Annotated in this window: 19 protein-coding genes; 11 read left to right on the top strand and 8 right to left on the bottom strand. The window is 71.3% G+C overall.

What is annotated here, in order from left to right; genetic code table 11:
• The first annotated feature begins 45 nt into the window (after window positions 1–45).
• Both dapA and CLV43_RS15840 read left to right on the top strand, forming a co-directional pair.
• Complete coding sequence (dapA, locus tag CLV43_RS15845) at window positions 46–963, top strand: 4-hydroxy-tetrahydrodipicolinate synthase (RefSeq protein WP_106187923.1); 918 nt, start codon at window positions 46–48, stop codon at window positions 961–963.
• Window positions 960–2,639, top strand: coding sequence for a ribonuclease J (locus tag CLV43_RS15840; RefSeq protein ID WP_106187922.1), 1,680 nt, complete (start codon window positions 960–962; stop codon window positions 2,637–2,639). The genes dapA and CLV43_RS15840 overlap by 4 nt, the downstream gene beginning before the upstream one ends.
• A gap of 512 nt (window positions 2,640–3,151) precedes the next feature.
• Here the strand turns inward: CLV43_RS15840 and CLV43_RS15835 are convergent.
• From CLV43_RS15835 to CLV43_RS15820, 3 genes are all read right to left on the bottom strand, one after another.
• Window positions 3,152–3,826 (bottom strand): TetR/AcrR family transcriptional regulator, encoded by a 675-nt coding sequence (locus CLV43_RS15835; RefSeq protein WP_106187921.1) that lies wholly within the window; start codon window positions 3,824–3,826, stop codon window positions 3,152–3,154.
• Window positions 3,823–4,497 (bottom strand): hypothetical protein, encoded by a 675-nt coding sequence (locus CLV43_RS47100; protein ID WP_146174778.1) that lies wholly within the window; start codon window positions 4,495–4,497, stop codon window positions 3,823–3,825. Before CLV43_RS47100 ends, CLV43_RS15835 begins: the two co-directional genes overlap by 4 nt.
• A gap of 564 nt (window positions 4,498–5,061) precedes the next feature.
• Entirely contained in the window at window positions 5,062–5,523 is a 462-nt protein-coding gene (locus CLV43_RS15820; RefSeq protein WP_106187918.1) for a MarR family winged helix-turn-helix transcriptional regulator, read from the bottom strand.
• Window positions 5,524–5,615: 92 nt separating this feature from the next.
• On the opposite strand from CLV43_RS15820, the gene CLV43_RS15815 reads away from it, so the two are divergent.
• Window positions 5,616–8,687 carry an efflux RND transporter permease subunit gene (locus CLV43_RS15815; RefSeq protein WP_106187917.1) on the top strand — a complete coding sequence of 1,024 codons (3,072 nt, stop codon included), beginning with the start codon at window positions 5,616–5,618 and terminating at the stop codon, window positions 8,685–8,687.
• Window positions 8,688–8,747: 60 nt separating this feature from the next.
• Here CLV43_RS15815 and CLV43_RS15810 read toward each other — a convergent pair whose 3' ends face one another.
• Window positions 8,748–9,593 (bottom strand): lysophospholipid acyltransferase family protein, encoded by an 846-nt coding sequence (locus tag CLV43_RS15810; RefSeq protein WP_425445756.1) that lies wholly within the window; start codon window positions 9,591–9,593, stop codon window positions 8,748–8,750.
• 108 nt (window positions 9,594–9,701) lie between these two features.
• Here CLV43_RS15810 and CLV43_RS15805 point away from each other — a divergent pair, with 108 nt between their 5' ends.
• Entirely contained in the window at window positions 9,702–12,158 is a 2,457-nt protein-coding gene (locus CLV43_RS15805) for an FtsK/SpoIIIE family DNA translocase (RefSeq protein WP_170155853.1), read from the top strand.
• A gap of 44 nt (window positions 12,159–12,202) precedes the next feature.
• On the opposite strand, the gene CLV43_RS15800 is transcribed toward CLV43_RS15805, so the two are convergent.
• The 3 genes from CLV43_RS15800 to CLV43_RS15790 all read right to left on the bottom strand — a co-directional run bounded on the left by CLV43_RS15800 (window position 12,203) and on the right by CLV43_RS15790 (window position 14,404).
• Window positions 12,203–12,709: a phospholipase gene (locus tag CLV43_RS15800; RefSeq protein ID WP_342749779.1), complete on the bottom strand. Its 507-nt coding sequence runs from the start codon at window positions 12,707–12,709 to the stop codon at window positions 12,203–12,205.
• Window positions 12,710–12,977: 268 nt separating this feature from the next.
• Window positions 12,978–13,841, bottom strand: a complete 864-nt coding sequence (locus tag CLV43_RS15795; protein WP_106187916.1) for a MerR family transcriptional regulator — start codon at window positions 13,839–13,841, stop codon at window positions 12,978–12,980.
• Window positions 13,842–13,903: 62 nt separating this feature from the next.
• Window positions 13,904–14,404, bottom strand: a complete 501-nt coding sequence (locus CLV43_RS15790; protein WP_106187915.1) for an amino-acid N-acetyltransferase — start codon at window positions 14,402–14,404, stop codon at window positions 13,904–13,906.
• A gap of 140 nt (window positions 14,405–14,544) precedes the next feature.
• Between CLV43_RS15790 and rimO the strand changes: the two genes are divergently transcribed.
• The 7 genes from rimO to CLV43_RS15755 all read left to right on the top strand — a co-directional run bounded on the left by rimO (window position 14,545) and on the right by CLV43_RS15755 (window position 21,088).
• The gene (gene rimO / locus CLV43_RS15785; protein ID WP_106188260.1) at window positions 14,545–15,960 is read left to right on the top strand and encodes a 30S ribosomal protein S12 methylthiotransferase RimO; all 1,416 of its coding nucleotides are present in this window, start codon (window positions 14,545–14,547) and stop codon (window positions 15,958–15,960) included.
• Window positions 15,957–16,562: a CDP-diacylglycerol--glycerol-3-phosphate 3-phosphatidyltransferase gene (gene pgsA / locus CLV43_RS15780; RefSeq protein WP_106187914.1), complete on the top strand. Its 606-nt coding sequence runs from the start codon at window positions 15,957–15,959 to the stop codon at window positions 16,560–16,562. Before rimO ends, pgsA begins: the two co-directional genes overlap by 4 nt.
• Window positions 16,559–17,035 (top strand): CinA family protein, encoded by a 477-nt coding sequence (locus tag CLV43_RS15775; RefSeq protein ID WP_106187913.1) that lies wholly within the window; start codon window positions 16,559–16,561, stop codon window positions 17,033–17,035. The genes pgsA and CLV43_RS15775 overlap by 4 nt, the downstream gene beginning before the upstream one ends.
• Window positions 17,036–17,179: 144 nt before the next feature.
• A complete protein-coding gene (locus CLV43_RS15770; RefSeq protein WP_106187912.1) occupies window positions 17,180–17,599 on the top strand; it encodes a helix-turn-helix domain-containing protein in 420 nt (139 codons plus the stop codon).
• 289 nt (window positions 17,600–17,888) lie between these two features.
• On the top strand, window positions 17,889–18,752 hold the full coding sequence (locus tag CLV43_RS15765) for a PspA/IM30 family protein (RefSeq protein ID WP_106187911.1): 864 nt from the start codon (window positions 17,889–17,891) through the stop codon (window positions 18,750–18,752).
• 12 nt (window positions 18,753–18,764) lie between these two features.
• On the top strand, window positions 18,765–19,562 hold the full coding sequence (pspM, locus tag CLV43_RS15760; protein ID WP_106187910.1) for a phage shock envelope stress response protein PspM: 798 nt from the start codon (window positions 18,765–18,767) through the stop codon (window positions 19,560–19,562).
• A 272-nt stretch (window positions 19,563–19,834) separates the two neighbouring features.
• A complete protein-coding gene (locus tag CLV43_RS15755; RefSeq protein WP_106187909.1) occupies window positions 19,835–21,088 on the top strand; it encodes a uracil-xanthine permease family protein in 1,254 nt (417 codons plus the stop codon).
• 371 nt (window positions 21,089–21,459) lie between these two features.
• Here CLV43_RS15755 and CLV43_RS15750 read toward each other — a convergent pair whose 3' ends face one another.
• The gene (locus CLV43_RS15750) at window positions 21,460–22,491 is read right to left on the bottom strand and encodes a quinone-dependent dihydroorotate dehydrogenase (protein WP_106187908.1); all 1,032 of its coding nucleotides are present in this window, start codon (window positions 22,489–22,491) and stop codon (window positions 21,460–21,462) included.
• Window positions 22,492–22,531: the final 40 nt, after the last annotated feature.

The raw sequence follows: 22,531 nt of genomic DNA, 5'->3' as shown, positions 1-22,531 counted from the left end.
ACCTCGGTGGGTGCGGGTACCCGCATTGCAGGTAGCGTTTGCCCCATGACCGGATGCCCGACTGCCTCACCCGGCCGACCCTTCGGCCGCGTGCTCACCGCCATGGTCACACCGTTCGACGCCCATGGGGCAGTGGACCTGGACAAGGCGCAGCAGCTCGCCAAATACCTGGTCGAGCTGGGCAACGACGGTCTCGTGATCAACGGCACCACGGGCGAGAGCCCCACGACCAACGAAGCCGAGAAGGCGGACCTGATCCGCGCCGTCGTCGAGGCGGTCGGCGACCGCGCGACCGTGGTCAGCGGCGCGGGCTCGTACGACACCGCCCACAGCGTGCGCGCGGCCCAGCAGGCCGAGGCCGCGGGCGCGCACGGTCTGCTCGTGGTCACGCCGTACTACTCGCGGCCCACGCAGCGCGGCCTCGTCGCGCACTTCTCCGCGGTCGCCGACGCGGTCGGCGTCCCCGTGATGCTGTACGACATCCCGCCGCGCACCATCGTGCCCATCGAGGTCGCCACCCTCCAGGAGTTGGCCGCCCACCCGCGCATCGTCGCCGTGAAGGACGCCAAGGGCGACCTGCTCGCGGGGCAGCGCGTGATGGCGACGACGGACCTGGCGTACTACTCGGGTGACGACCCGCTGAACCTGCCGTGGCTCTCGGTCGGCGCCGTCGGCGTGGTGAGCGTGATCGGCCACCTCGCCGCGGACCGCATTCGTTCGATGATCGACGCTTTCGAAGCGGGCGACGTGGTGGGAGCACGGGCGATCAGCCACGGCCTCCTGCCGTTGCTCCAGCCCTTCACCCGGATGCCCGGTGTCACCTACGCGAAGGCGGGGCTGCGGCTGCGCGGTGTCGACGTGGGCGAGCCGAGGCTGCCGTTGGTGCCATCCACGCCGGACGAGATCGGCTCGATTTCCGCCGATCTCGCAGCCGCCGCCATTTCCCTTGGGGTTTCTGCATGAACGTGCCCACCACGACTCCGCCCGCGCTGCCCGAGGGCGGTCTTCGGATCGTCGCCCTCGGCGGCATCGGCGAGGTCGGCCGCAACATGACCGTGTTCGAGTACGCCGGACGGCTGCTCATCGTCGACTGCGGCGTGCTCTTCCCGGAGGACGACCAGCCCGGCGTCGACCTGATCCTCCCGGACTTCCGGGCCATCGAGGACCGGCTCGACGAGATCGACGCGCTGGTGCTGACGCACGGCCACGAGGACCACATCGGCGCCGTGCCGTTCCTGCTCAAGCTGCGCCCCGACCTGCCGGTCATCGGTTCCCGCTTCACCCTGGCGCTGCTCACCGCGAAGTGCCGCGAGCACCGCCAGGTGCCGAAGGTCGTCGAGGTCAAGGAGGGCGAGCTCCGCTCCTACGGCCCGTTCGACCTGGAGTTCTTCGCCGTCAACCACTCCATCCCGGACGCGCTCGCGGTCGCCATCCGCACGCCCGCCGGCCTGGTGCTGCACACCGGTGACATCAAGCTCGACCAGCTGCCCCTCGACGGCAGGCTCACCGACCTCGCGGGCTTCTCCCGGCTGGGCGACGAGGGCGTCGACCTGTTCCTGGTGGACTCCACCAACGCCGAGGTCCCCGGCTTCGTCGTGCCCGAGCGCGAGATCGGCCCGGTCCTCGACAACGTCATCCGCAAGGCCCGGCAGCGGGTGATAGTGGCCTGCTTCGCCAGCCACGTGCACCGCGTGCAGCAGGTGCTCGACGTGGCCGTGGCGCACGGTCGGCGGGTCGCGCTCGTGGGCCGGTCGATGGTCCGCAACATGGGCATCGCCGCCGAGCTGGGCCTGCTGAAGGTCCCGAACGGCCTGTTCGTCGACCTCGACGAGGCCATGCGGCTGCCGGAGAACCAGGTGCTGTTCGTGTCCACCGGCTCCCAGGGCGAGCCGCTCTCGGCGCTGTCCCGGATGGCGCGCGGCGAGCACCGGCAGATCTCCATCCAGGCGGGCGACACCATCGTGCTCGCCAGCTCGCTCATCCCCGGCAACGAGAACGCCGTGTTCGGCGTCGTGAACGGCCTTGCCCGGCTGGGCGCGAACGTCGTGCACCAGGGCAACGCCAAGGTGCACGTGTCCGGCCACTCGCCCGCCGGTGAGCTGCTGTTCCTCTACAACGCCGTCCGCCCCAGCAACGTGATGCCCGTGCACGGCGAGTGGCGGCACCTGCGCGCCAACGCCGCACTGGCCGTGAGCACCGGCGTCGACCCGCAGCACGTCGTGATCGCCGAGGACGGCGTGGTCGTCGACATGGTCGACGGCAAGGCCGCCGTGTCCGGCCGCGTCGTCGTCGGCCACGTCTACGTCGACGGCCTGTCCGTCGGCGACGTCGGCGAGTCCACCCTGTCCGACCGGCTCGTGCTGGGCGAGGGCGGGTTCATCTCCATCAGCGTCGCCATCGACAGCAACAACGGCCGCGCGGTCTCGCCGCCCACCGTGTCCGGACGCGGTTTCTCCGACGATCCGAAGGCCCTCGACCAGGCCGTCGCGCTGGTCGAGATGGAGCTGTCGCGCACCGAGGCCGAGGGCATCACCGACACCCACCGGATCGCGCAGTCCGTGCGCCGGGTCGTGGGCCGCTGGGTCGCCGAGACCTACCGGCGCAGGCCGATGATCGTGCCGACGATCATCGCCGTCTGACCCGCTGGGGCTGCCTTCGGGCGGCCCCAGTCCCGTTCCGGGCTTGTTTCGTTCGAAGCACTTCCCGCTCGAAACACCCGCGCCCCGCGGTCCCCGCGCCCTGGAACCCCCGAGTCCCGCGGTCCCCGAGCCCCGGAGGCGGCCCGCCCCCGCTCCGGCGCTCGCCGAAAATGTCGTACCCCCCGCGTAGCGTTCAGTTCGGGGGGCCTTCACGACCGGGGGACCCCTGGTCCGCGTGGCGCGGGCAGGTCAGCGCATGGCCGGACGCACCCAGGGCCGGCCAACACGCCGAGCCGGACGCACCCAGGGCCGGTCAGCAGGCTGAGCCGGACGCTCGCCGAGCCTGGCGCACGCTGGGCTGGACGCACGCTGGGCTGGTCAACACGCCGAGCCGGGCGCAAGCAGGGCCAGTCAACATGCCGAGCCGGACCGCACGCTGGGCTGGTCGACTCGCCCCAGCCGGCCGCAGGTTGGGCGTCGCGTACTGGCCCGCACATCGGCCGGCGACACCGTCAGGGTTGGCCGCCCGCTTTGCGGATCCGCGACCGCAGCGCGCGCCGGGCCAGCGGTCCGAGTTCTTCGACGACCTCCACCAGCGCGCCGAGCTGGTCGAGCGCCTCCAGCGCGCTGCCACCGCCCTCGGGGTCGACCCCTTCGTACAGCTCCAGCCCGATGAACGCCGCGGACAGCGCCCGGCTCAGGCTCGGCGGGTCGACCAGGTCGGCCAGCGGCGAGTCGCGCAGCAGCCGGGAGAGGACCGCCTCGATCTCGGTCACCCACAGCGCGAGCCCGTCGGCGGTGACCTTGCCGAGCACGGGGTCGGTCTGCCCGGCGGCCAGCAGCTGCGCCAGCACGGCGACGTTGCCCTCGGCCCGTTCGGTGGCGTGGATCTCCCGGCCCGCCACGAGCAGTTCCCGCAGCGAGCCGACGGTGGCGAACCGGTCCCGGTACTGGGCGACCCGCCGTTCGGTCGTGCGGCGGCAGGCCTCCGCGAGCAGGGCGTCCATGCCGCCGAAGTGGTAGAAGATCAACGCCTGGTTGACGCCCGCCGCCGTCGCGATGGTCCGCGCGGACGTGCCCGCGATGCCGTGGGACCGCAGGGTGCCGATGGCGCTGTCGATCAGCCGGTCACGGGTCTCGGCCCCGCCGCGGCCTCGTGCCCTGGTCTGCGGGACGGCGTCGCTCATGCGTGCCGGTCTACCAGACACCACCTCGCGGTGAGCGCGGCGCCCGTCCCCGCGAGCGCCGCGGCCAGCCCGGCCACGATCCCGGCGTTGAGCTCGGCCGCGACCCACAGGGCGAAGGCCGCCGTCACCGCCATCGCGATCGCGGTCAGCAACGCCTGCGCCCAGGCCAACGACAGCCGCGCCCGCGCCGCTCTGAGCAGGAGCAGCACCGGTACCGACACCACGACGGCCGCCAACGCGGGCACCGCGCCGTACCCGACCCCGAAGACCACCAGCAGCACCGTCGTGGCGGCCGCCCGGCCGACGTCGTCACCGAACCCGCCCGCCTCCGACCACCCCTGCGCCACCGCGGTCAGCCCGACACCCACCGCCACCACCCACCCGAACCACCGCGCGGACGGCGTCCCGTCCGCCGACGTCAGCCGCGTGACGATCATCGCCACCAGCACCACCGGCACCCCGACGACCAGCACCCGCGCGGCCAACGACACCTCCGTCGCCCCGAACAGCACCGTCAGGCACGCGATCACCGCCCCACCCACGACCCCGGTCCCGAGCGCCGCCACGGCGATCCGCACCGCCATCCCCACCGGCCGCGTCCCGACCAAGGTCCACCCGTCACGGGACGGCACACCCACCCCTGCCCGGCTCCCACCGCTGGTCAGCTCCACGGTTCTCTCCTCTGCTCCCGATGTTTGAGCGGTCGCTCAAATCAACGGTAGCGCTAGTTGAGCGATCGCTCAACCAAGGATTCGCGAGAGCACGTCAGGCCATGCCGGCCCAAGCCGCCGCACACGACCCGCTCGCCGAAAAATGTCGTACCCCGCCCGTACCGTGTGCGTCGGGGGATCCTCACGACCAGGGGACCTCTGGTTGCGGCTGGGAGTCGGTCGCGGAAAGTCCGGCGCCGCGAGCCGGGGACGGGTGTCGGCACCGCGAATCGGGCCAAGAGGACGGCTCTGGGGGAGCCGGGGACCGCCGCAACTCGGCGGGCGTGTGGATCAAGCCGCCGCAACTCGGCTGGCGTGTGGGTCAGCCGCGGGAACTGGGCCTGGGAAACCAGCCGCTGCGAGTCGGTCGCCGGGACTTGGGGTCACGCGTGTGGGCCAGCCGCGGGAACTCAGCCCGAAAACCGGCGCCGTGAGTCGATCCCCGTGGCTCGGCCCTTGGAGGTCGGCTGTGCGAACTCGGCCCACGAGAGCCAGGCGCCCGCGAGCCGGGCCGGCCGCGGAAGCTCAGCCGCAGGCGGTGCTGGAGCCCGCCGTGGCGGCCGCCGTCAGCCGGTTCACGATCCGCTCCAGGGCCAGCAGGTCCTCGGCGTCCAAGGTCGCCAGCAGCCCGCGGAAGTGCTCGGTGCCCGCGGCTTCCAGTTCCGCCACGAGGGCGCGGCCCGCTTCGGTAGGCTCGACCAGCCGGACGCGGCGGTCGTGGGGGTCTTCGCGCCGGAGCACCAAGCCCTGGTTCACCAGCCGGTCCACCAGGCCGGTCACCGTCGCGGACCCGACGCCGAGTCCGCGGGTCAGCTCCTGTCCGGACAGGCTGCCGCCCATGGAGAGCATGAGCAGCACCTTGAGCTGCTGCATCGTCAGGTTGACCTGCAACAACGGGTTCGAGTGCGTGGAAGCGACATGTCTTTGCAACCGCCTCTGGGCGTGCACGACCCGGTCGACGAGCTGACCCTTCTCCGCGTCCCGCACCGCCTGAAGGTAACAGCTCGAACAGGGTCGGCTAATCTTTCGCCTCACACTAAATGTCTGTCCCAGGCTAAACGTCTAGCTGGAGTCGCCGCATGACCTCGTTGGCCAGACTGAGCCTCGCCAACCGCGCCTTGGTGGCGTTGGTGGCGGTCATCGCCACCGCGTTCGGGATCTACGCGATCCCGTCGCTCAAGCAGGAGCTGCTGCCCTCGTTGGAGTTCCCGGCCGCCGTCGTGGTCGCGCCGTTCCCCGGTGCCAACCCCGAGCTGGTCGAGGAGCAGGTGGCCAAGCCGATCGAGACCGCCGTGCGCGGCGTCGCGGGTGTCACGGACGTGACCTCGACCTCGCGGGACGGCTCGGCGACCGTGCAGGTGCAGTTCGACTTCGGCCTGCCCGTCGCGGACGTGGTGAACGACCTCCAGCAGGCGTTGACCCGCATCCGCGCGCAGCTGCCGCAGGGCGTCGACCCGCAGGTGATCGCGGGCAGCACGGACAACCTGCCCGCGGTCGTGCTCGCGGTCAGCTCGGACACCGACCAGCGCGAGCTGGCGGACCAGGTGACCAGGACCGTCGTGCCGGAGCTGCAGGCGATCGCGGGTGTCCGCGAGGCCGCGGTGACCGGCGCGCGCAAGCAGAACATCACCATCACGCCGGACCAGGCGAAGCTCGCCGCGGCGAAGGTGGCGCCGACGGCGATCCCGGAAGCGCTGCGCTCCAACGGGATCTCGATCCCGGCGGGCACGCTGACCGAGGCGGACAAGAGCCTGAGCGTCCAGGTCGGCGGCAAGCTGTCCACTTTGGACGAGGTGCGCGAGCTGCGCGTCTCCGGCGCCCGCCTCGGCGACGTCGCCGCCGTCGAGCAGGCGCCCGCGCCCGCAACGTCGATCACCCGCACCAACGGCAAGGACAGCCTCGGCATCTCGATGACGCTGGCGCCGGACGGCAACGCCGTCGCGCTGTCGCACGCGGTGCGCGACAAGCTGCCGCAGCTCGCCGCGACCCTCGGGTCCGGTGCCGCGCTGACGATCGTGTTCGACCAGGCGCCGTTCGTGGAGAAGTCCATCGAGGGCCTCACCTCCGAGGGCGCGCTGGGTCTGCTGTTCGCCGTGCTGGTGATCCTGGTCTTCCTGTTCTCGTTGCGCTCCACCCTGGTCACGGCGGTGTCGATCCCGCTGTCCGTGCTGGTGGCGCTGATCGCGCTGTGGATCGGCGACTACTCGCTCAACGTCCTCACCCTCGGCGGTCTGACGATCGCGATCGGCCGGGTGGTGGACGACTCGATCGTGGTGCTGGAGAACATCAAACGACACCTGTCCTACGGGGAGGACAAGCGGCGCGCGGTGCTCGACGGCGTGCGCGAGGTCGCGGGCGCGGTGACGGCGTCGACGTTGACGACGGTCGCGGTGTTCCTGCCGATCGCCGTCGTCGGCGGCCTGATCGGCCAGCTGTTCTCCGCGTTCGCCATCACCGTCACGGTCGCGCTGGTGGCGTCGCTGCTGGTGTCGCTGACCGTGATCCCGGTGCTGGCGTACTGGTTCCTCAAGCCCGGCAAGGAAGACGGCCCCGAGGCGGCCGAGCGCGAGCGCCGCAACGTCCTGCAGCGGGTCTACGTGCCGATCCTGCGGTTCGCCACCCGCAGGCGCCTGGTCACGGTGCTGATCGCGGTGGCGGTGTTCATCGGCACGCTGGGGCTCGTCCCGTTGCTGCAGACCAACTTCATCGACTCCTCGGGCCAGAACACGTTGAGCCTCAAGCAGGAGATGCCGGTCGGCACGAGCCTCGCGGCCACCGACGCGGCGGCCAAGAAGGTCGAGGCGGTGCTCGGCGACCTCGACGCCGTCGAGACCTACCAGGTCACGATCGGCTCGCAGCAGGGCTTCGCGGCGTTCGGCGGCGGTGGGAACCCGTCCACGGCGTCGTTCTCCATCACGTTGAAGCAGGACACCGACACGCCCGCCGTGGAGGCCGACCTCCGCAAGCGCGCCGAGGCGCTGACCGACGCCGGTGACATCACCGTCGGCGCGGGCGGCGGCGGTGGCGGCTTCAACGCCAACACGGTGGCCGTGTCCGTCACGGCGGCCGACGCGGACGTGCTGCGCACGGCGTCCGACCAGGTCCGCGAGGCCGTGCAGGGCACGTCCGGGCTCACCGACGTGACCAGCGACCTCGGCGACAGCGCCCCGCGCGTCCAGGTCACCCTGAACCGCGCCGCCGCCGGTCCGCTCGGGCTCACCGACGCGGCCGTCGGCCAGTTGGTGTCGCAGGCCTTCCGCGGGACCACGATCACGCAGCTCACCATCGACGGCGAGCTGCAGGACGTGGTGCTGCGCGGCGGCCCGGCGCCCACGGACCTGGAGCAGGTCAAGGGGCTGCCGCTGGCCGGTGGGCTCAAGCTCGGCGACGTCGCCGCGGTGACCCAGGTCGACGGTCCGGTGCAGATCAAGCGGGTCGACGGCGACCGCAGCGTGTCGGTGTCGGCGACCGCGACGGACCAGAACATCGGCGCGGTGACGGCGGAGCTGCAGAAGAAGCTCGACGCCCTGACGCTGCCCGCGGGCGCCGCGTTCAGCATCGGTGGGGTCAGCGCGGACCAGCAGGACGCGTTCGGCGACCTGGGGCTCGCGCTGCTGGTGGCGATCGCGATCGTGTTCCTGATCATGGTGGTGACGTTCCGGAGCCTCATCCAGCCGTTGATCCTGCTGGTGTCGATCCCGTTCGCGGCCACCGGCGCCATCGTGCTGCTGCTGGCCACGGACACCGCGCTGGGCGTGCCCGCGCTGATCGGCGTGCTGATGCTCGTCGGCATCGTCGTGACGAACGCGATCGTGCTGATGGACCTCATCAACCAGTACCGGGCGCAGGGGATGGGGATCCAGGAGGCGGTGATCGAGGGTGGCCGCCGCAGGCTGCGGCCGATCCTGATGACCGCCGCCGCGACGATCTTCGCGTTGGCGCCCATGGCGTTGGGGATCACCGGCAGCGGCGGGTTCATCTCGCAGCCGCTGGCGGTCGTGGTGATCGGCGGCCTGGTCAGCTCGACGCTGCTGACCCTGGTGCTGGTGCCGACGCTGTACACGATGGTCGAGAACACGAAGGCGCGCTTCGGCCGCAAGAAGCCGGTCGAGGCGGACGAGCCCGAGCGGGAGCTGGTGCACAGCGGGTGATCCCACCCGATCTCCGCCGAACGGCCCCGTCCTCACCCGAGGACGGGGCCGTTCGGCGTCCTATCCGCCGGGCGGGCCGACCAGCGCGCGCCACGGGCTGGTGCCGGTCGTCGGGCGGGTCGGGTCGTGGAACCTCGGCAGGTCGGGTTCGTCCAGGCGCAGCGGGACGAGGCCGGTGGTGATGGCGGTCATGATCCGCTCGTGCGCCCGGCGCGCGTCGCCCGGCTTGCCGTCCACCAGGTCCGCCAGGTCCACGGGGGAGCCGAAGTGGACCTTGAGCGCGGGGCGGGTGCGGATGGAGTGCCACCAGGACGTGAGGTAGGGCAGGAAGTCGCGCCAGCCCGCGGGGTGCAGGTTGCCCCAGTACATGGCCTCGTGCGCGCCCCACTGGCTGACGGGGACGACCACCGCGCCGCTGCTCAGGGCTATGCGGGCCACGCCGGTCTTCGCGCGTTCCGGCCACATGCCGGGGTCCAGGGAGATGCGGCCCTCGGGGTACACGGCGATCGGGTCGCCGCCGCGCCGCAGGGCCTCGACGCTGCGCTGCATGGCCTCGCCCGCGTTGGCGGAACGGCGGTCGACGCGGAGGTGGCCGGAGCGCCTGAGGAGCGGGCCGAGCACGGGGGCGTCGAGCAGGCCGCCCGCGAGCATGAAGCGGGGGGCCACGCGGATGCGGCGGCAGGCGGCGACCAGCACGAGCGGGTCGAGGTTGCCGATGTGGTTGGACGCGAGGAGCAGGGGACGGCCGCGCAGTGACGCCGGGATGTCGCCGGTGACCTCGAGCCGTCCGGTCACGCCGACGACGACGCGGTCGACCGCGATCAGCGCGCGCCACAGAAGGGGGGTGGACACGGCGGGGAGAGTACGGCGTGTCGACGGTTCGGCGTCGGCGTTCCGGGCAACCATGAGGCTGGACCTTCTCATGCCCGCTCGGGTGTGCGGCCGCCGGTGACCGCTGTGGTGCCGGTGTGACCGGAATGACTGGTGTGACGAAAAGGAATACGGTAGGGCGCTATGGCGGGCCGGACTGGGACCTCGGGCAAGGGCACGACACGTGGCAAGACCGGGTCGAAGCCCCGGACGAGCACGGCCCGGCCACGTGCCAAAACCGCGGCCCGCAAGCCGCCCGCCCGCAGGCCCGCGCGCGGTCGCGGCTCGTCGTCGGCGGGGCTCGGGCTGGGCCTGGGCAACGCGTGGCGGCTGCTGGGCCGGGGCGTCGGGGGTGTCGTCCGCACCATGGGCCGCACCAAGGACCTCGACCCGGCGCACCGCCGTGACGGTCTGGGCCTGCTGCTCATCGCGCTGGCCGTGATCACCGCCGCGGGCGTGTGGTGGCGGGCGGGCGGCCCGGTCGGCGCGTGGGTCGACGTCGCCGTCCGCAGCTGCGTCGGCAACGCGGCCATCGTGGCGCCGGTGGTGATGCTGGCGATCGGCGTCGTCCTGATGCGCACCGACCCGCAGCCGGAGTCCCGGCCGCGGCTGGTGATCGGCGGACTGCTCCTCGGCATCGCCGTCCTCGGCCTCCTGCACCTGTTGGGCGGCCTGCCGGTCGAGCCCGTCGACCGGCGCACGGCCGGCGGCGCGCTCGGCTACCTCTCGGGCGGCTTCCTGGCGCAGGGTCTGACGGTGTGGGTCGCGGCGCCGCTGCTGATCCTCGTCGGCCTGTACGGCTTGCTGGTGCTCTGGGGCAAGTCCGTGCGCGACGTGCTGGACGGGCTGCGCCCCGGCGACGTCGAGGAGTTCGACGCCGAGGACGACCTCGACGACCTCCCCGAGGAGGGCAAGACCGTCAAGCTGCGCAGGCCCGCGCGCAAGCGCACCGCCGTCGTGCGCGACGACCAGCCCGAGCTGCCGCTGGACGAGGAGGACGAGACCCCGGTCCCGCCGCCGCGCCGCGCACCGGCCGCGCAGGTCAAGGAGCGGGCGCAGGTCGTCGAGAAGGCGCCCAAGGAAGCGCTCGTGTCGCGCGCGGTCGAGGGCGACTACAAGCTGCCGCCGCCGACCGTGCTCAAGCACGGCGACGCGCCGAAGACCCGCAGCAAGGCCAACGACCTCATGATCGAGGCCATCTCCGGCGTGCTGGACCAGTTCTCCATCGACGCCCAGGTCACCGGGTTCACCCGCGGCCCGACGGTCACCCGCTACGAGGTCGAGCTCGGACCGGGCGTGAAGGTCGAGAAGATCACCGCGCTGACCAAGAACATCGCCTACGCCGTCGCCACGGACAACGTGCGGCTGCTCGCGCCGATCCCCGGCAAGTCCGCGGTCGGCATCGAGGTGCCCAACAGCGACCGCGAGATGGTGCGGCTGGGCGACATCCTGCGCGCGCCGAGCACGATGGGCGACAACCACCCGATGCTCATCGGGCTGGGCAAGGACATCGAGGGCAACTTCGTCACGGCGAACCTCACGAAGATGCCCCACCTCCTGGTGGCGGGCTCGACCGGGTCGGGCAAGTCGAGCTTCGTGAACTCGATGCTGGTGTCGCTGCTGGCGCGGGCCACGCCGGACGAGGTCCGGATGATCCTGATCGACCCGAAGATGGTCGAGCTGACGCCGTACGAGGGCATCCCGCACCTGATCACGCCCATCATCACCCAGCCGAAGAAGGCGGCCGCCGCGCTGACCTGGCTCGTGGAGGAGATGGAGCAGCGCTACCAGGACATGCAGGTCAACCGGGTGCGGCACATCGACGACTTCAACCGGAAGGTGAAGTCCGGCGAGATCACCGCGCCGCCCGGCAGCGAACGCGAGTACCGGCCCTACCCCTACATCATGGCGATCGTCGACGAGCTGGCCGACCTGATGATGACCGCGCCGCGCGACGTCGAGGACGCGATCGTCCGGATCACCCAGAAGGCCCGCGCCGCGGGCATCCACCTGGTGCTCGCCACGCAGCGGCCGTCGGTGGACGTGGTGACCGGCCTGATCAAGACGAACGTGCCGTCGCGGCTCGCGTTCGCCACGTCGTCGCTGACCGACTCGCGGGTCATCCTCGACCAGCCGGGCGCCGAGAAGCTGATCGGCATGGGCGACGCGCTCTACCTGCCGATGGGCGCCTCGAAGTCGGTGCGCGTGCAGGGCGCGTTCGTCGGCGACGAGGAGATCACCGAGATCGTCGACTTCGTCAAGAACCAGGCGCAGCCGGAGTACACCGACGGCGTCACGGCGGCGAAGGCCGGGGAGAAGAAGGAGATCGACGCCGACATCGGCGACGACCTCGACGTGCTGATCGCGGCGACCGAGCTGATCGTCACGTCCCAGTTCGGGTCGACGTCGATGCTCCAGCGCAAGCTGCGGGTCGGGTTCGCCAAGGCGGGCAGGCTCATGGACCTGCTGGAGACGCGCGGCGTGGTCGGCCCGTCGGAGGGCTCGAAGGCCCGCGAGGTGCTGATCAAGCCGGACGAGCTGGACTCGGTGCTCTACCTCATGCGCGGCGGCGGCGGACCCGAGTCGGACGACGAGGACTGACCGGTGCGGGGAGGGCCTGCCCGGCCCTCCCCGTCAGCCGGGGACTACCTGGCGAAAGCCGCGGACTTGGCTTCCACGTTGAACTTCGTGACGGCGTCGGCGGTGCTCACCGAGCTGGCGCCGAACTCGCGCACGGCCGCGTAGTACAGGTCCGCGGTCCGGTTGCAGGCCCAGTTGCCCGCGCACTGGAAGTACATGTCGGCCTTGAAGTTGTTGTCGATCCGCAGGCGGCTGGTCTCGTTGAACCGGCCCTGCCTCTTGTAGTTGCGGTACCCGAAGTCGTGGCGCTGGCACGCGGGCAGGAACTTGAACCCGAACGGGTTGTCCGGCGACCACGAGCAGCCGTCGTCGGACCAGTCGAGCTGGTCGGCGTTCGGCCGCTGGGCCTTGAGGGCACTGAACTGCGCCAGGGTCTTGCTGAACAGGTAGTTGTCGGTCACCGCGGCGGCGTCGATGGCCTGGGCGGTACCGGCCCCGATCACCAGCGCGAACACGGCGATGACCGCGGCGACGGTGTTGCGGGACGTGCGGCGCAGGGATGTCGCGAGCAAGGTGGTGCCCCCTCGTGAGTAGGTGTGACGTGGTTCATACCTCTACTCGGGCCACCTATGGCACCCCTATACGGCGGACACCGCTCCAACGACGGGTGAACCTCTCCGTCACCCCCGGCGCACAGGCCCCCACCTCGAAGGGGGTGGCCCGGTGCGGGGAGCGTGCGAGCCGGACCCCTCAGCCGGCTCGACCGCTTCGGACACCCGCACCGGGCAGGAACCTGTCGTGGCTACTGACGTCCGGCGGACCGGTCGGTTGCGCCCGCGCTCAGGCCCGCGCCTCGTCGTGCTCGTCCCCGCGGTCGAGGAACCGGCGGATGGCGGGCTCGTCGGGGGCCTCGGCGGCCAGCTCCGGGTCGACGAGGCGTTCGGCGATGGGCACGGCCTCGTCCACCCAGGCCGGGCGGAAGTCGGCGCCGGGGAGGAGGCCGTGGCGGCCCGCGAACGCCTCCGCGGCCTCGCGGACGGACTCGCGCAGGGTGCCGATGACGACGGTCTCGGCGGTGTAGGTGAGCTCGACGAGCAGGGCCCGGACGCGGTCGAGCTGGTCGTCGTCGCCCGCGGCGAGCTGGGGCCAGAGCTTGCGCTCGAAGATCTCGACGAACTCCGCGGCGATCCTGCCGGTCTCGGCGCGCAGCAGCTCGAACTTGTCCAGCACGTCGTCGCTGGGCAGCCCGATGCCGGTCAGCCGGTTGCCCGCCTCCAGCGCCCACCGCCTGCAGTGCGGCCACCCGTGCCGCCACCGGACCAGCCCGAGCTGCGCCGCGCGCCGCAGCAACCTCGGGCGGACGTCGCCGAGGGGGACGAGCCTGCTGATGTCGCGGACCCGGATGCGCACCCAGTCGTCGGGGCCCTCGGCGTCGCCGACGCCCAGCACGGCGGCGACGCTGGCCCCCTTCTCGCGGGCCGCGACGAGCTCGGCGATGGCGGGCAGGGAGAAGCCCCTGCTCTGGAGGCGCTGCACGAGCGTCAGCCGTTCGAGGTGCGTGTCGTCGTAGTGCGCGACCCGGCCCTGCCTGCGCGGCGGGTGCAGCACGCCCTTGGTCTGGTACATCCGGATGGTGCTGCTCGGCAGGCCCGCGCGGGCCGCCAGCTCGTCGACCGTGAACTGCTCGCCGCTGGGTGAGGACACGCGCCCATGCTGCGCGCCCGCCACTCGCACAGTCAAGACTCTTCTAATGCCAGCTCGAACGGTTAGAGGTGCAGCAGCATCCGCGAGTTGCCCAGCGTGTTCGGTTTCACGTAGGACAGGTCGAGGAACTCCGCGACGCCCTCGTCGACCGACCGCCGGATCTCCTCGTACACCTCGGGCGACACCGGGGTGCCGTCGATCTCGACGAAACCGTGCCGTGCGAAGAAGTCCGTCTCGAACGTCAGCACGAAGATGCGCGACAGCTGGAGCTCGCGCGCCACGGCGACCAGCTGGGCCACCAGCCGGTGCCCGAGCCCCTGGCCCAGCGCCAGCGGGTCGACCGCCACGGTCCGGATCTCGGCCAGGTCCTCCCACAGCACGTGCAGCGCGCCGCACCCGCGCACCACGCCGTCGACCTCGGCCACCCAGAACTCCTGCACGTCCTCGTACAGCGTGACCAGGGGTTTCGCCAACAGCACCTTCCCGACGTACTGGTCGACCAGTGCCTTCATCGCCCGCACGTCGCTGGTGCGGGCCCTTCGCACGACTACGCCACTGCTCACGACCGCTGAATTTAGTGCCGCGCCGGAACTTCGCCGATGTCACGTGTCCCACTGGTGAGGTGGGAGTGAATTCCAGCCAACCCACCCCGGCCGGTTACGCTGGGCCCGTGTCCACTCCCACCACGTCCAAGCGCGTCGCCATGCTCACTCTCGGGTGCGCCCGCAACGAGGTCGACTCGGAAGAGCTCGCCGGTCGGCTGACGAACGGCGGGTGGGAGCTGGTCGACACCGACGGCGGTGACGCCGACGTCGTGGTGGTCAACACCTGCGGTTTCGTCGAGTCGGCGAAGAAGGACTCCATCGACACGCTGCTGGCGGCGTCCGACAGCGGCGCGAAGGTCGTCGCGGTCGGCTGCATGGCCGAGCGGTACGGCGCGGAGCTGGCCTCCAGCCTGCCCGAGGCCGACGCGGTGCTGGGCTTCGACCACTACGCCGACCTGGCCGCCCGCCTGGACGACGTGGCCGCGGGTCGCTCGATCGAGTCGCACAAGCCGGTCGACCGCCGCACGCTGCTACCGCTCACCCCGGTGCAGCGCCCCGCGGCGGCCGCCAAGGACGACGTCCAGGTGCCCGGCCACGGCTGGGGCCCGACGAAGGTCATGCGCAAGCGCCTGGACTCCTCCCCGGTGGCGCCGCTGAAGATCGCGTCCGGCTGCGACCGCCGCTGCTCGTTCTGCGCCATCCCGTCGTTCCGCGGCGCGTTCGTGTCGCGCCACCCCGACGAGGTCGTGGCCGAGGCGCGCTGGCTGGCCGAGCAGGGCGTGCGCGAGCTGTTCCTGGTGAGCGAGAACTCCACCTCCTACGGCAAGGACCTGCCGCGCGAGCTGGGCGGCGGGAGCGCGCTGGACGTGCTGCTGCCCCGGCTCGCCGCGATCGACGGCATCGACCGGGTCCGGGTGTCCTACCTCCAGCCCGCCGAGACGAAGCCCGGCCTGGTGAGGACCATCGCCACCACGCCCGGTGTCGCCCAGTACTTCGACATGTCGTTCCAGCACTCCAGCGAGTCCGTGCTGCGCCGCATGCGCCGGTTCGGGTCCACGGACTCGTTCCTCGGCCTGGTCAAGCAGATCCGCGAGCTGGCGCCCGAGGCTGGCATCCGCAGCAACGTGATCGTCGGCTTCCCCGGTGAGACCGAGGAGGACGTGGCCGAGCTGGAGCGCTTCCTCACCGAGGGCATGCTCGACGCGGTCGGCGTGTTCGGCTACTCCGACGAGGACGGCACGGAGGCCGAGGACCTGCCCGACAAGCTCGACGCCGACACGATCACCGCCCGCGTGACCCGGCTGACCGCGCTGGTCGAGGAGCTCACCACGCAGCGCGCCGAGGACCGGGTCGGCCAGGAGGTGGTCGTCCTCGTCGAGCACGAGGAGGACGACGAGTCCGACTGCGTCGGCCGCGCGGCCCACCAGGCCCCCGAGGTCGACGGCGAGTGCGTGATCATGGACGCCGAGGGGCTGAAGGTCGGCGACATGGTGCGCTGCCTCGTGGACTCCTCCGAGGGCGTGGACCTGGTCTGCACCCCGATCGAGGTCCTCCCGCGCGGCGGTCCCCGATGACCGACGTGGGCGGCGACCCGTCCACGCCCACACCGGTGCCGCTGCTGAACATCGCGAACGTCCTGACGGTCTCGCGGCTGGTCCTGGTGCCGGTGTTCCTGGCGGCGCTGTTCGCCGCCGACGGCCACCAGACGTCCTGGCGGCTGGCGGCGTTCGCGGTGTTCGCGGTGGCGTCGTTCACCGACCACGTGGACGGCAACCTGGCCCGCAAGCACGGGCTGATCACCGACTTCGGCAAGATCGCCGACCCGATCGCGGACAAGGCCCTCACGGGGGCCGCGCTGGTCGGGCTGAGCCTGCTCGGCGAGCTGCCGTGGTGGGTGACGGTGCTCATCGCCGTCCGCGAGATCGGCGTCACGCTGCTGAGGTTCTGGGTCATCCGGCACGGCGTCATCCCGGCCAGCCGGGGCGGCAAGGCGAAGACGCTCGTCCAGATCCTGGCCATCGGCCTCTACGTGCTGCCGCTGCCGTCGTTCCTGAGCCCCGTGGCCACCGTCCTGATGGGCGCGGCCGTGGTGCTGACCGTCGTCACCGGCGTCGACTACGTGATCCGCGCGGTGCGGCTGCGCGCCCGCGGCCGCCGGGCCGTGGCGGGCGCGTGACCGCCCCGGCCACCGTCGTCGCGCTGCTGCGGGAACGCGGCCAGACCGTCGCGACCGCCGAGTCCCTCACCGCGGGCATGGTCACGGCCGCGCTGACGTCCGTACCGGGTGCCAGCGCCGCCGTGCGCGGTGGACTGGTGGTCTACGCGACCGACCTCAAGCACGCGCTCGCGGGCGTGGACGGGGCCCTGCTGGCCGAGCACGGCGCCGTGCACCCCGAAGTGGCCCGCCAGTTGGCCGAAGGCGCGCGGACGCGCTGCGGTGCCGACTGGGGGCTCGGGCTGACCGGGGTGGCCGGTCCGGACCCGCAGGACGGCGTCGGACCGGGCACCGTGCACATAGGTCTGGCCGGCGGGACGGGGACGGAGGTCAGATCGATGACTCTGGGTGGCGATCGTCACGAGATCCGTTCCGCGTCCGTCGACGCGGCCCTCACCCTCCTGCTGGAGGGCCTGACCAGCACTTCCGGGTGAACTCGCGGTGAAAGTCGGTGACCGCGCCGGGAACTCGCGGGCCACGCCACTCGTTCGCCCTTGGCGGACGTGTCCCGAAGTAACTGCCCGTTGTCCGGGTGTATCGGTAACGTGGGGGCACGGCCGGCCGGAAGGAGGCGCGCGATGACCGTGCTGCTACGCGAGGCGATCGGTGATCGGCTCCGCCATGCCCGCACCACCCAACGCCGCACGCTGCGCGAGGTCTCCAGGACCGCCCGTGTCAGCCTGGGGTACCTGTCCGAGGTGGAGCGTGGCCGCAAAGAGGCATCCAGCGAGCTGCTGGCCGCCATTTGCGAGGCGTTGGACCTGCCCCTGTCCGAACTACTGAACCGGGTCGCCAGCGACATGGGCGCCCTGGAGCCGGTGACCAGTCCGGCGGCGCTCACCAAGCGCCCCGAGCCCGCCAAGGCGAGCTTGGAAGCGGGCACCCTGGTGCCCGCGGTGATCGGCAACGACCTGTCCGACCTGCGGCTCCAGCCCGTGCTCAGCCACAGGTTGTCCACGTCGATCAGCCCACCGCGCGGTGCCGTGGTGGCGGCCTGATCCACACCAGCGATCACAGCGCCGAGTCGGGGACACCCCTGCTCGGCGCTGTCGCGTACAACGAGTTGGCCACGCCGGGTGGGGGTTGTCGACCATCCCCGCACGCGACGAGGCAGGATTGACCCGCCGACGACGAAAGTCGCAGGGGTGGTCTCAGGGTGATCCCGGAGATCTCCCCGTGTCGGTGGAAGCAGCGCGGCACAACTGACACGATGGAACCAACACCGGCACCGGGTCGTTGCCAATCACGAGCGCGAGCCAGGAAGTACGGAGAAGGCAGGCGTAGGAGATGGCCAACCCTTTCGTGAAGGCGTGGAAGTACTTCATGGCGTCGTTCTCGTCGAAGATCGACGAGCACGCCGACCCCAAGGTGCAGATCCAGCAGGCCATCGAGGAGGCGCAGCGGCAGCACCAGGCGCTGTCGCAGCAGGCCGCCGCGGTCATCGGCAACCAGCGCCAGCTCGAGATGAAGCTGAACCGCCAGCTCGGTGAGGTCGAGAAGCTCCAGTCGTCCGCGCGCCAGGCGCTGGTGCTGGCCGACGAGGCCAGGGCCAAGGGCGACGAGAAGAAGGCCTCCGAGTTCGAGAACGCGGCGACCATGTTCGCCACCCAGCTCGTCACGGCCGAGCAGGGCATCGAGGACCTGAAGACGCTGCACGACCAGTCGCTGCAGGCCGCCGCCCAGGCGAAGCAGGCCGTCGAGCGCAACGCGATGGTCCTGCAGACCAAGCTCGCCGAGCGCACCAAGCTGCTCAGCCAGCTGGAGCAGGCCAAGATGCAGGAGCAGGTCTCCTCGTCGCTGCGCCAGATGTCCGAGCTGGCCGCACCCGGCAACACCCCCTCGCTGGACGAGGTCCGCGACAAGATCGAGAAGCGGTACACGACCGCGCTCGGCTCCGCGGAGCTGGCGCAGAACTCCGTGCAGGGCCGGATGCTCGAGGTCCAGCAGTCCACCACCCAGATGGCGGGCTCCTCGCGACTCGAGCAGATCCGCGCCTCCATGGGTGGCGGCAAGGTCGCGGGCGAGGTCACCAGCGGTGCGTCCACCAGCGCGGCCGCGAGCATCCAGCAGGAGATCGCCGCGCGCGTGCAGCAGCAGTCGCAGCAGACCCAGCAGCTGCCGCAGCAGAACCCGCCCGCAAGCCAGGGCTGACCGGGGACGTCGATGAGCTACCCGATGGGGCCCCGCAAGAAGACGCCAGGCGAGATAGCCCAGATCGTCACCGGCCAACTGCAGGGCCCCGTCGCGGACCAGGTTCGTCGACGCCTCGAGAACTGGAACAACCCGGTCGCCAAGCTCGACCGGCGGCACAGGCGCGCGGGCCGCGTCATGACCGTCTGGTTCAGCGTCCTCGCGGTCCTCGCCGTCATCGGCCTGTTCACGTTCCTCGGGGTCTTCCCGGTGGGCGTGGGCGTCGGCGCGGCGGTCGGCGGTGCCGTGTTCGGCGTCCTGGCGATCCGCACCGGCGGCAAGATGCGGGAGATCCGCGCCGCCAAGCAGCAGCTCGCCCTGACGGCACCGCCGGTGCGGGTGCCGCTGCCCGCCCGGACGTCGGCCGCCCGGCAGCCGATGGAACGGCTGGACGAGGCGGAGGCGACCCTCGGGGAGCTGCTCCGCCAGCTCGACTCGCCGTCGCTGACGTCGGTGCCCACGGAGTCCGTCGACCAGGCTCGGGCGACCAGCCTGGAGGCCGCCGCCGCGATCCGGTCGGTGTCCGCCCAGCTCCAGGCCGTCGAACGGGCGCGGGACATGGCGCCACCGCTGAACCGGGGGCCGCTGGTCGAGGGCGTCCGCCGCCTGCGCGAACAGCTGGACGAGGGCGTGGACGGCTACTGCGTGCTGGTCGGCGCCGCCGGGAACGCGCTGGCGGCCAGCACCGCGGTGGACCAGCGGCACGCGCTGAACGACGCCACCGACCACCTGGCCGGGCTGGCCTCGGCGCTGCGCGACCTGTCCCGCTAGAGCCCCGGAACCGGCGCCGTCGGGGCGCACCCGGGCAGATCGAGTGATCCACACCCCGGTAGGCTGACACCCGCACATCGACTCGGGACCATCCGTCCCAACCCTTTGCATCACGTTGCGTAGTCAACTTGCGCCCACGTCGTGGTCGGTATGGCAATCCTTAGTGCCTTCGTGTGATTATCAGACCGTTATATAGCCTCATCGGCTACGTGGCGTGGCAGGATTCCAAGGTCGGACAGGGGCGTTCGACGGAGCTGCCGGGAGGGCATTGAGTGGCGTTGTGGACCGTGCACGGCGATGGTCGGGTCACCGACGGTGAAGCCGTAGCAGCGCAGGAGCGGCTGAGCTGGCCGCTCACCGTCGGTTTCGGAGCCCAGCACCTCGTGGCGATGATCAGCGCCACCCTCCTCGTGCCCGCTGTCACCGGTCTGCCCGTCAGCACGACGCTCCTCTTCTCCGGTGTCGGCACCCTGCTGTTCCTCCTGCTGACCCGCAACCGGGTCCCCAGCTACCTCGGCGCGTCGTTCGCGTTCATCGCACCCCTGGTCGCCGCGCGCGAGGAAGGCGTCGCCGCCCAGCTCGGCGGAGTGCTCTCCGCGGGTCTGCTGGTGATCGTGGTGGGCATCGCCGTGAAGGCGCTCGGCGTCCGGCTGATCGACTCGGTGATGCCGCCGGTCGTGAGCGGCGCCGTGGTGATCCTGATCGGCCTCAACCTGTCCCACTCGGCCACCGAGCCGTTCTCCAGGCAACCGCTGCTGGCGGCTGTGACGATGGGCCTGATCCTGCTCGGCGGCATCCTCGGCCGCGGACTGGTGTTCCGGCTGTCCGTGCTGTTCGGCGTGCTCGTCGGATGGGGGCTGGGCGGGCTCCTGGGGTTCATCGCGGACGAGCGGATCCAGGCGCTGCGCACCGCCGCCTGGTTCGGCCTCCCCGACTTCCGGACACCCGAGGTGCGGCCCTCGGTGACCCTGATGTTCCTGCCGGTCGTGATCGTCCTGGTCGCGGAGAACGTCGGGCACGTGAAAGCCGTGGCGACGCTGACCGGGCGGGACCTGGACGGGAGCATCGGCGACTCGATCATCGCGAACGGCGTGTCGACCCTGCTGGCCGGACTGGGCGGCGGCAGCGGGACGACCACCTACTCCGAGAACATCGGGGTGATGGCCGTGACGAAGGTGTACTCGACGGCGGCGTGCGCGTTCGCGGCCTGCGGAGCGGTGCTGCTGGCGTTCTCGCCGAAGTTCACCGCGGCACTGGCGACGATCCCGCCTGGAGTGCTCGGAGGAGCGACCCTGGTGCTGTACGGGGTGATCGGGCTGATCGGGGTCCGGATCTGGATGGAGAACGGGGTCGACCTGACCAACCCGGCCAACGCGATGGTGGGAGGGGCGGCGCTGGTGGCGGGGGTGGGGGACCTGACGATGAAGCTCGGGGACATGGCGATGGGCGGGCTGGTGTGGGGGTCGCTGTTGATCGTGATCCTGCACCCGGTGATGAGGTGGCTTCGGGCGGCTCGGAGGCCTTGAGGGTGGGGTTTCGATACCGGGTATGGGAGGCGTCGTGGGTGTCGCCGCGGTGTCGGTGCGGTGGTCTCCGGAGGTGTCGCTAACCGCGGTCTCCGGGGGTGTCGCTGTCCGCGGTCTTCGGGGGTGTCGCTACAGCTGTCTCCGGGTGCGGTCGGCTTGACTTGGGGCCCCTTTTTTGGGCTTCGTCGGGCGAAAAAGGGCAGGTGGTAGAGCCTGCCCGCCGCCGCAAGTTTAAGCCCAAAAACCCCAAGTCAAGCCGACCGCACTAGCGGACGAGCGCGCTCGCTTCCAGCGTTGTTGGGCAGGTTGTGTGCTACTTCCAACTGGGTTGGGCGGGCAGGTTGTTTGCTGTTTCCAGCTTCGCCTGCCTGCTAGCTGGCGTGGGTGCGCAGGGTTTTGTTGATGGTTCTGATGAGGCCTGGGCCGTGGTAGATGAAGCCGGTGTAGAGCTGGAGGAGGGTGGCGCCCGCGTCGAGCATGCGGAGGGCGTCGTCGGGGGTGGAGATGCCGCCTGCGCCGATGATGGGGAGGGTGCCGTTCGTTTCCTTGCTGATGAAGGAGACGACCTCGCGGGCGCGTTCGGTGAGGGGGCGGCCGCTGAGGCCGCCTGCTTCTGCGGCGAGGGGCTGGTCGGAGGGGGCGAGGCCGGTTCTGGTGAGGGTGGTGTTGGTGGCGATGAGGCCGTTGACCTGGTGGTGGGCGCACACCTCCAGCAGCTCGGCGATGGCGTCGTCGGTGAGGTCGGGGGCGATCTTCACGAGGATGGGTTTGCGGGGGGTGCCGTGGGCGAGGGTGGTGGCGGTGGTGGTGAGTTCGCTCAGCAGCTCCGTCAGCGCGGTCTTGTCCTGGAGGCCGCGCAGGCCGGGGGTGTTGGGGGAGCTGATGTTGATGGCGAAGTAGTCGCCGTGGCGGTAGAGGGCGCGCAGGGAGGTGCAGTAGTCCTCGACGGCGTCCTCGACGGGGGTGACCTTGGACTTGCCGAGGCTGATGCCGAGAGGGGTGCGGAGGGGGCCGAGGCGGTCAAGGCGGGCGGCGAGGGCTTGGGCGCCGGCGTTGTTGAAGCCCATGCGGTTGATGATCGCCTCGCTCTCGCGGAGGCGGAACAGGCGGGGGTGGGGGTTGCCCGGTTGGGGGTGGCGGGTGACGGTGCCGACCTCGACGAAGCCGAAGCCGAGCGCGGCCCAGGCGGGGAGGGCGCGGCCGTCCTTGTCGACGCCCGCCGCTAGGCCGACGCGGTTGGGGAAGCGGAGGCCGAAGGCGGTGTGCTCGTCGCGGACGCCGGTGCTGAACCGGAGTGCGGGGCTGAGCCGGGAGAGCAGGCCGAGGGTGGTCTCGTGCACCCGTTCCGCGTCGCCGCCGTGCATGCGGAACAAGGCCTTGCGGACCACGCGCTCGTAGAGCACCGAACAACCTCCGGGAGTAGACGTCCCGACAACCCTAACC

This window comes from Umezawaea tangerina (genome assembly GCF_003002815.1).
Taxonomy (GTDB): Bacteria; Actinomycetota; Actinomycetes; order Mycobacteriales; family Pseudonocardiaceae; genus Umezawaea; species Umezawaea tangerina.
Note: the sequence above shows the minus strand (reverse complement) of the source record. Positions and strands in the feature narration are given on the sequence as shown.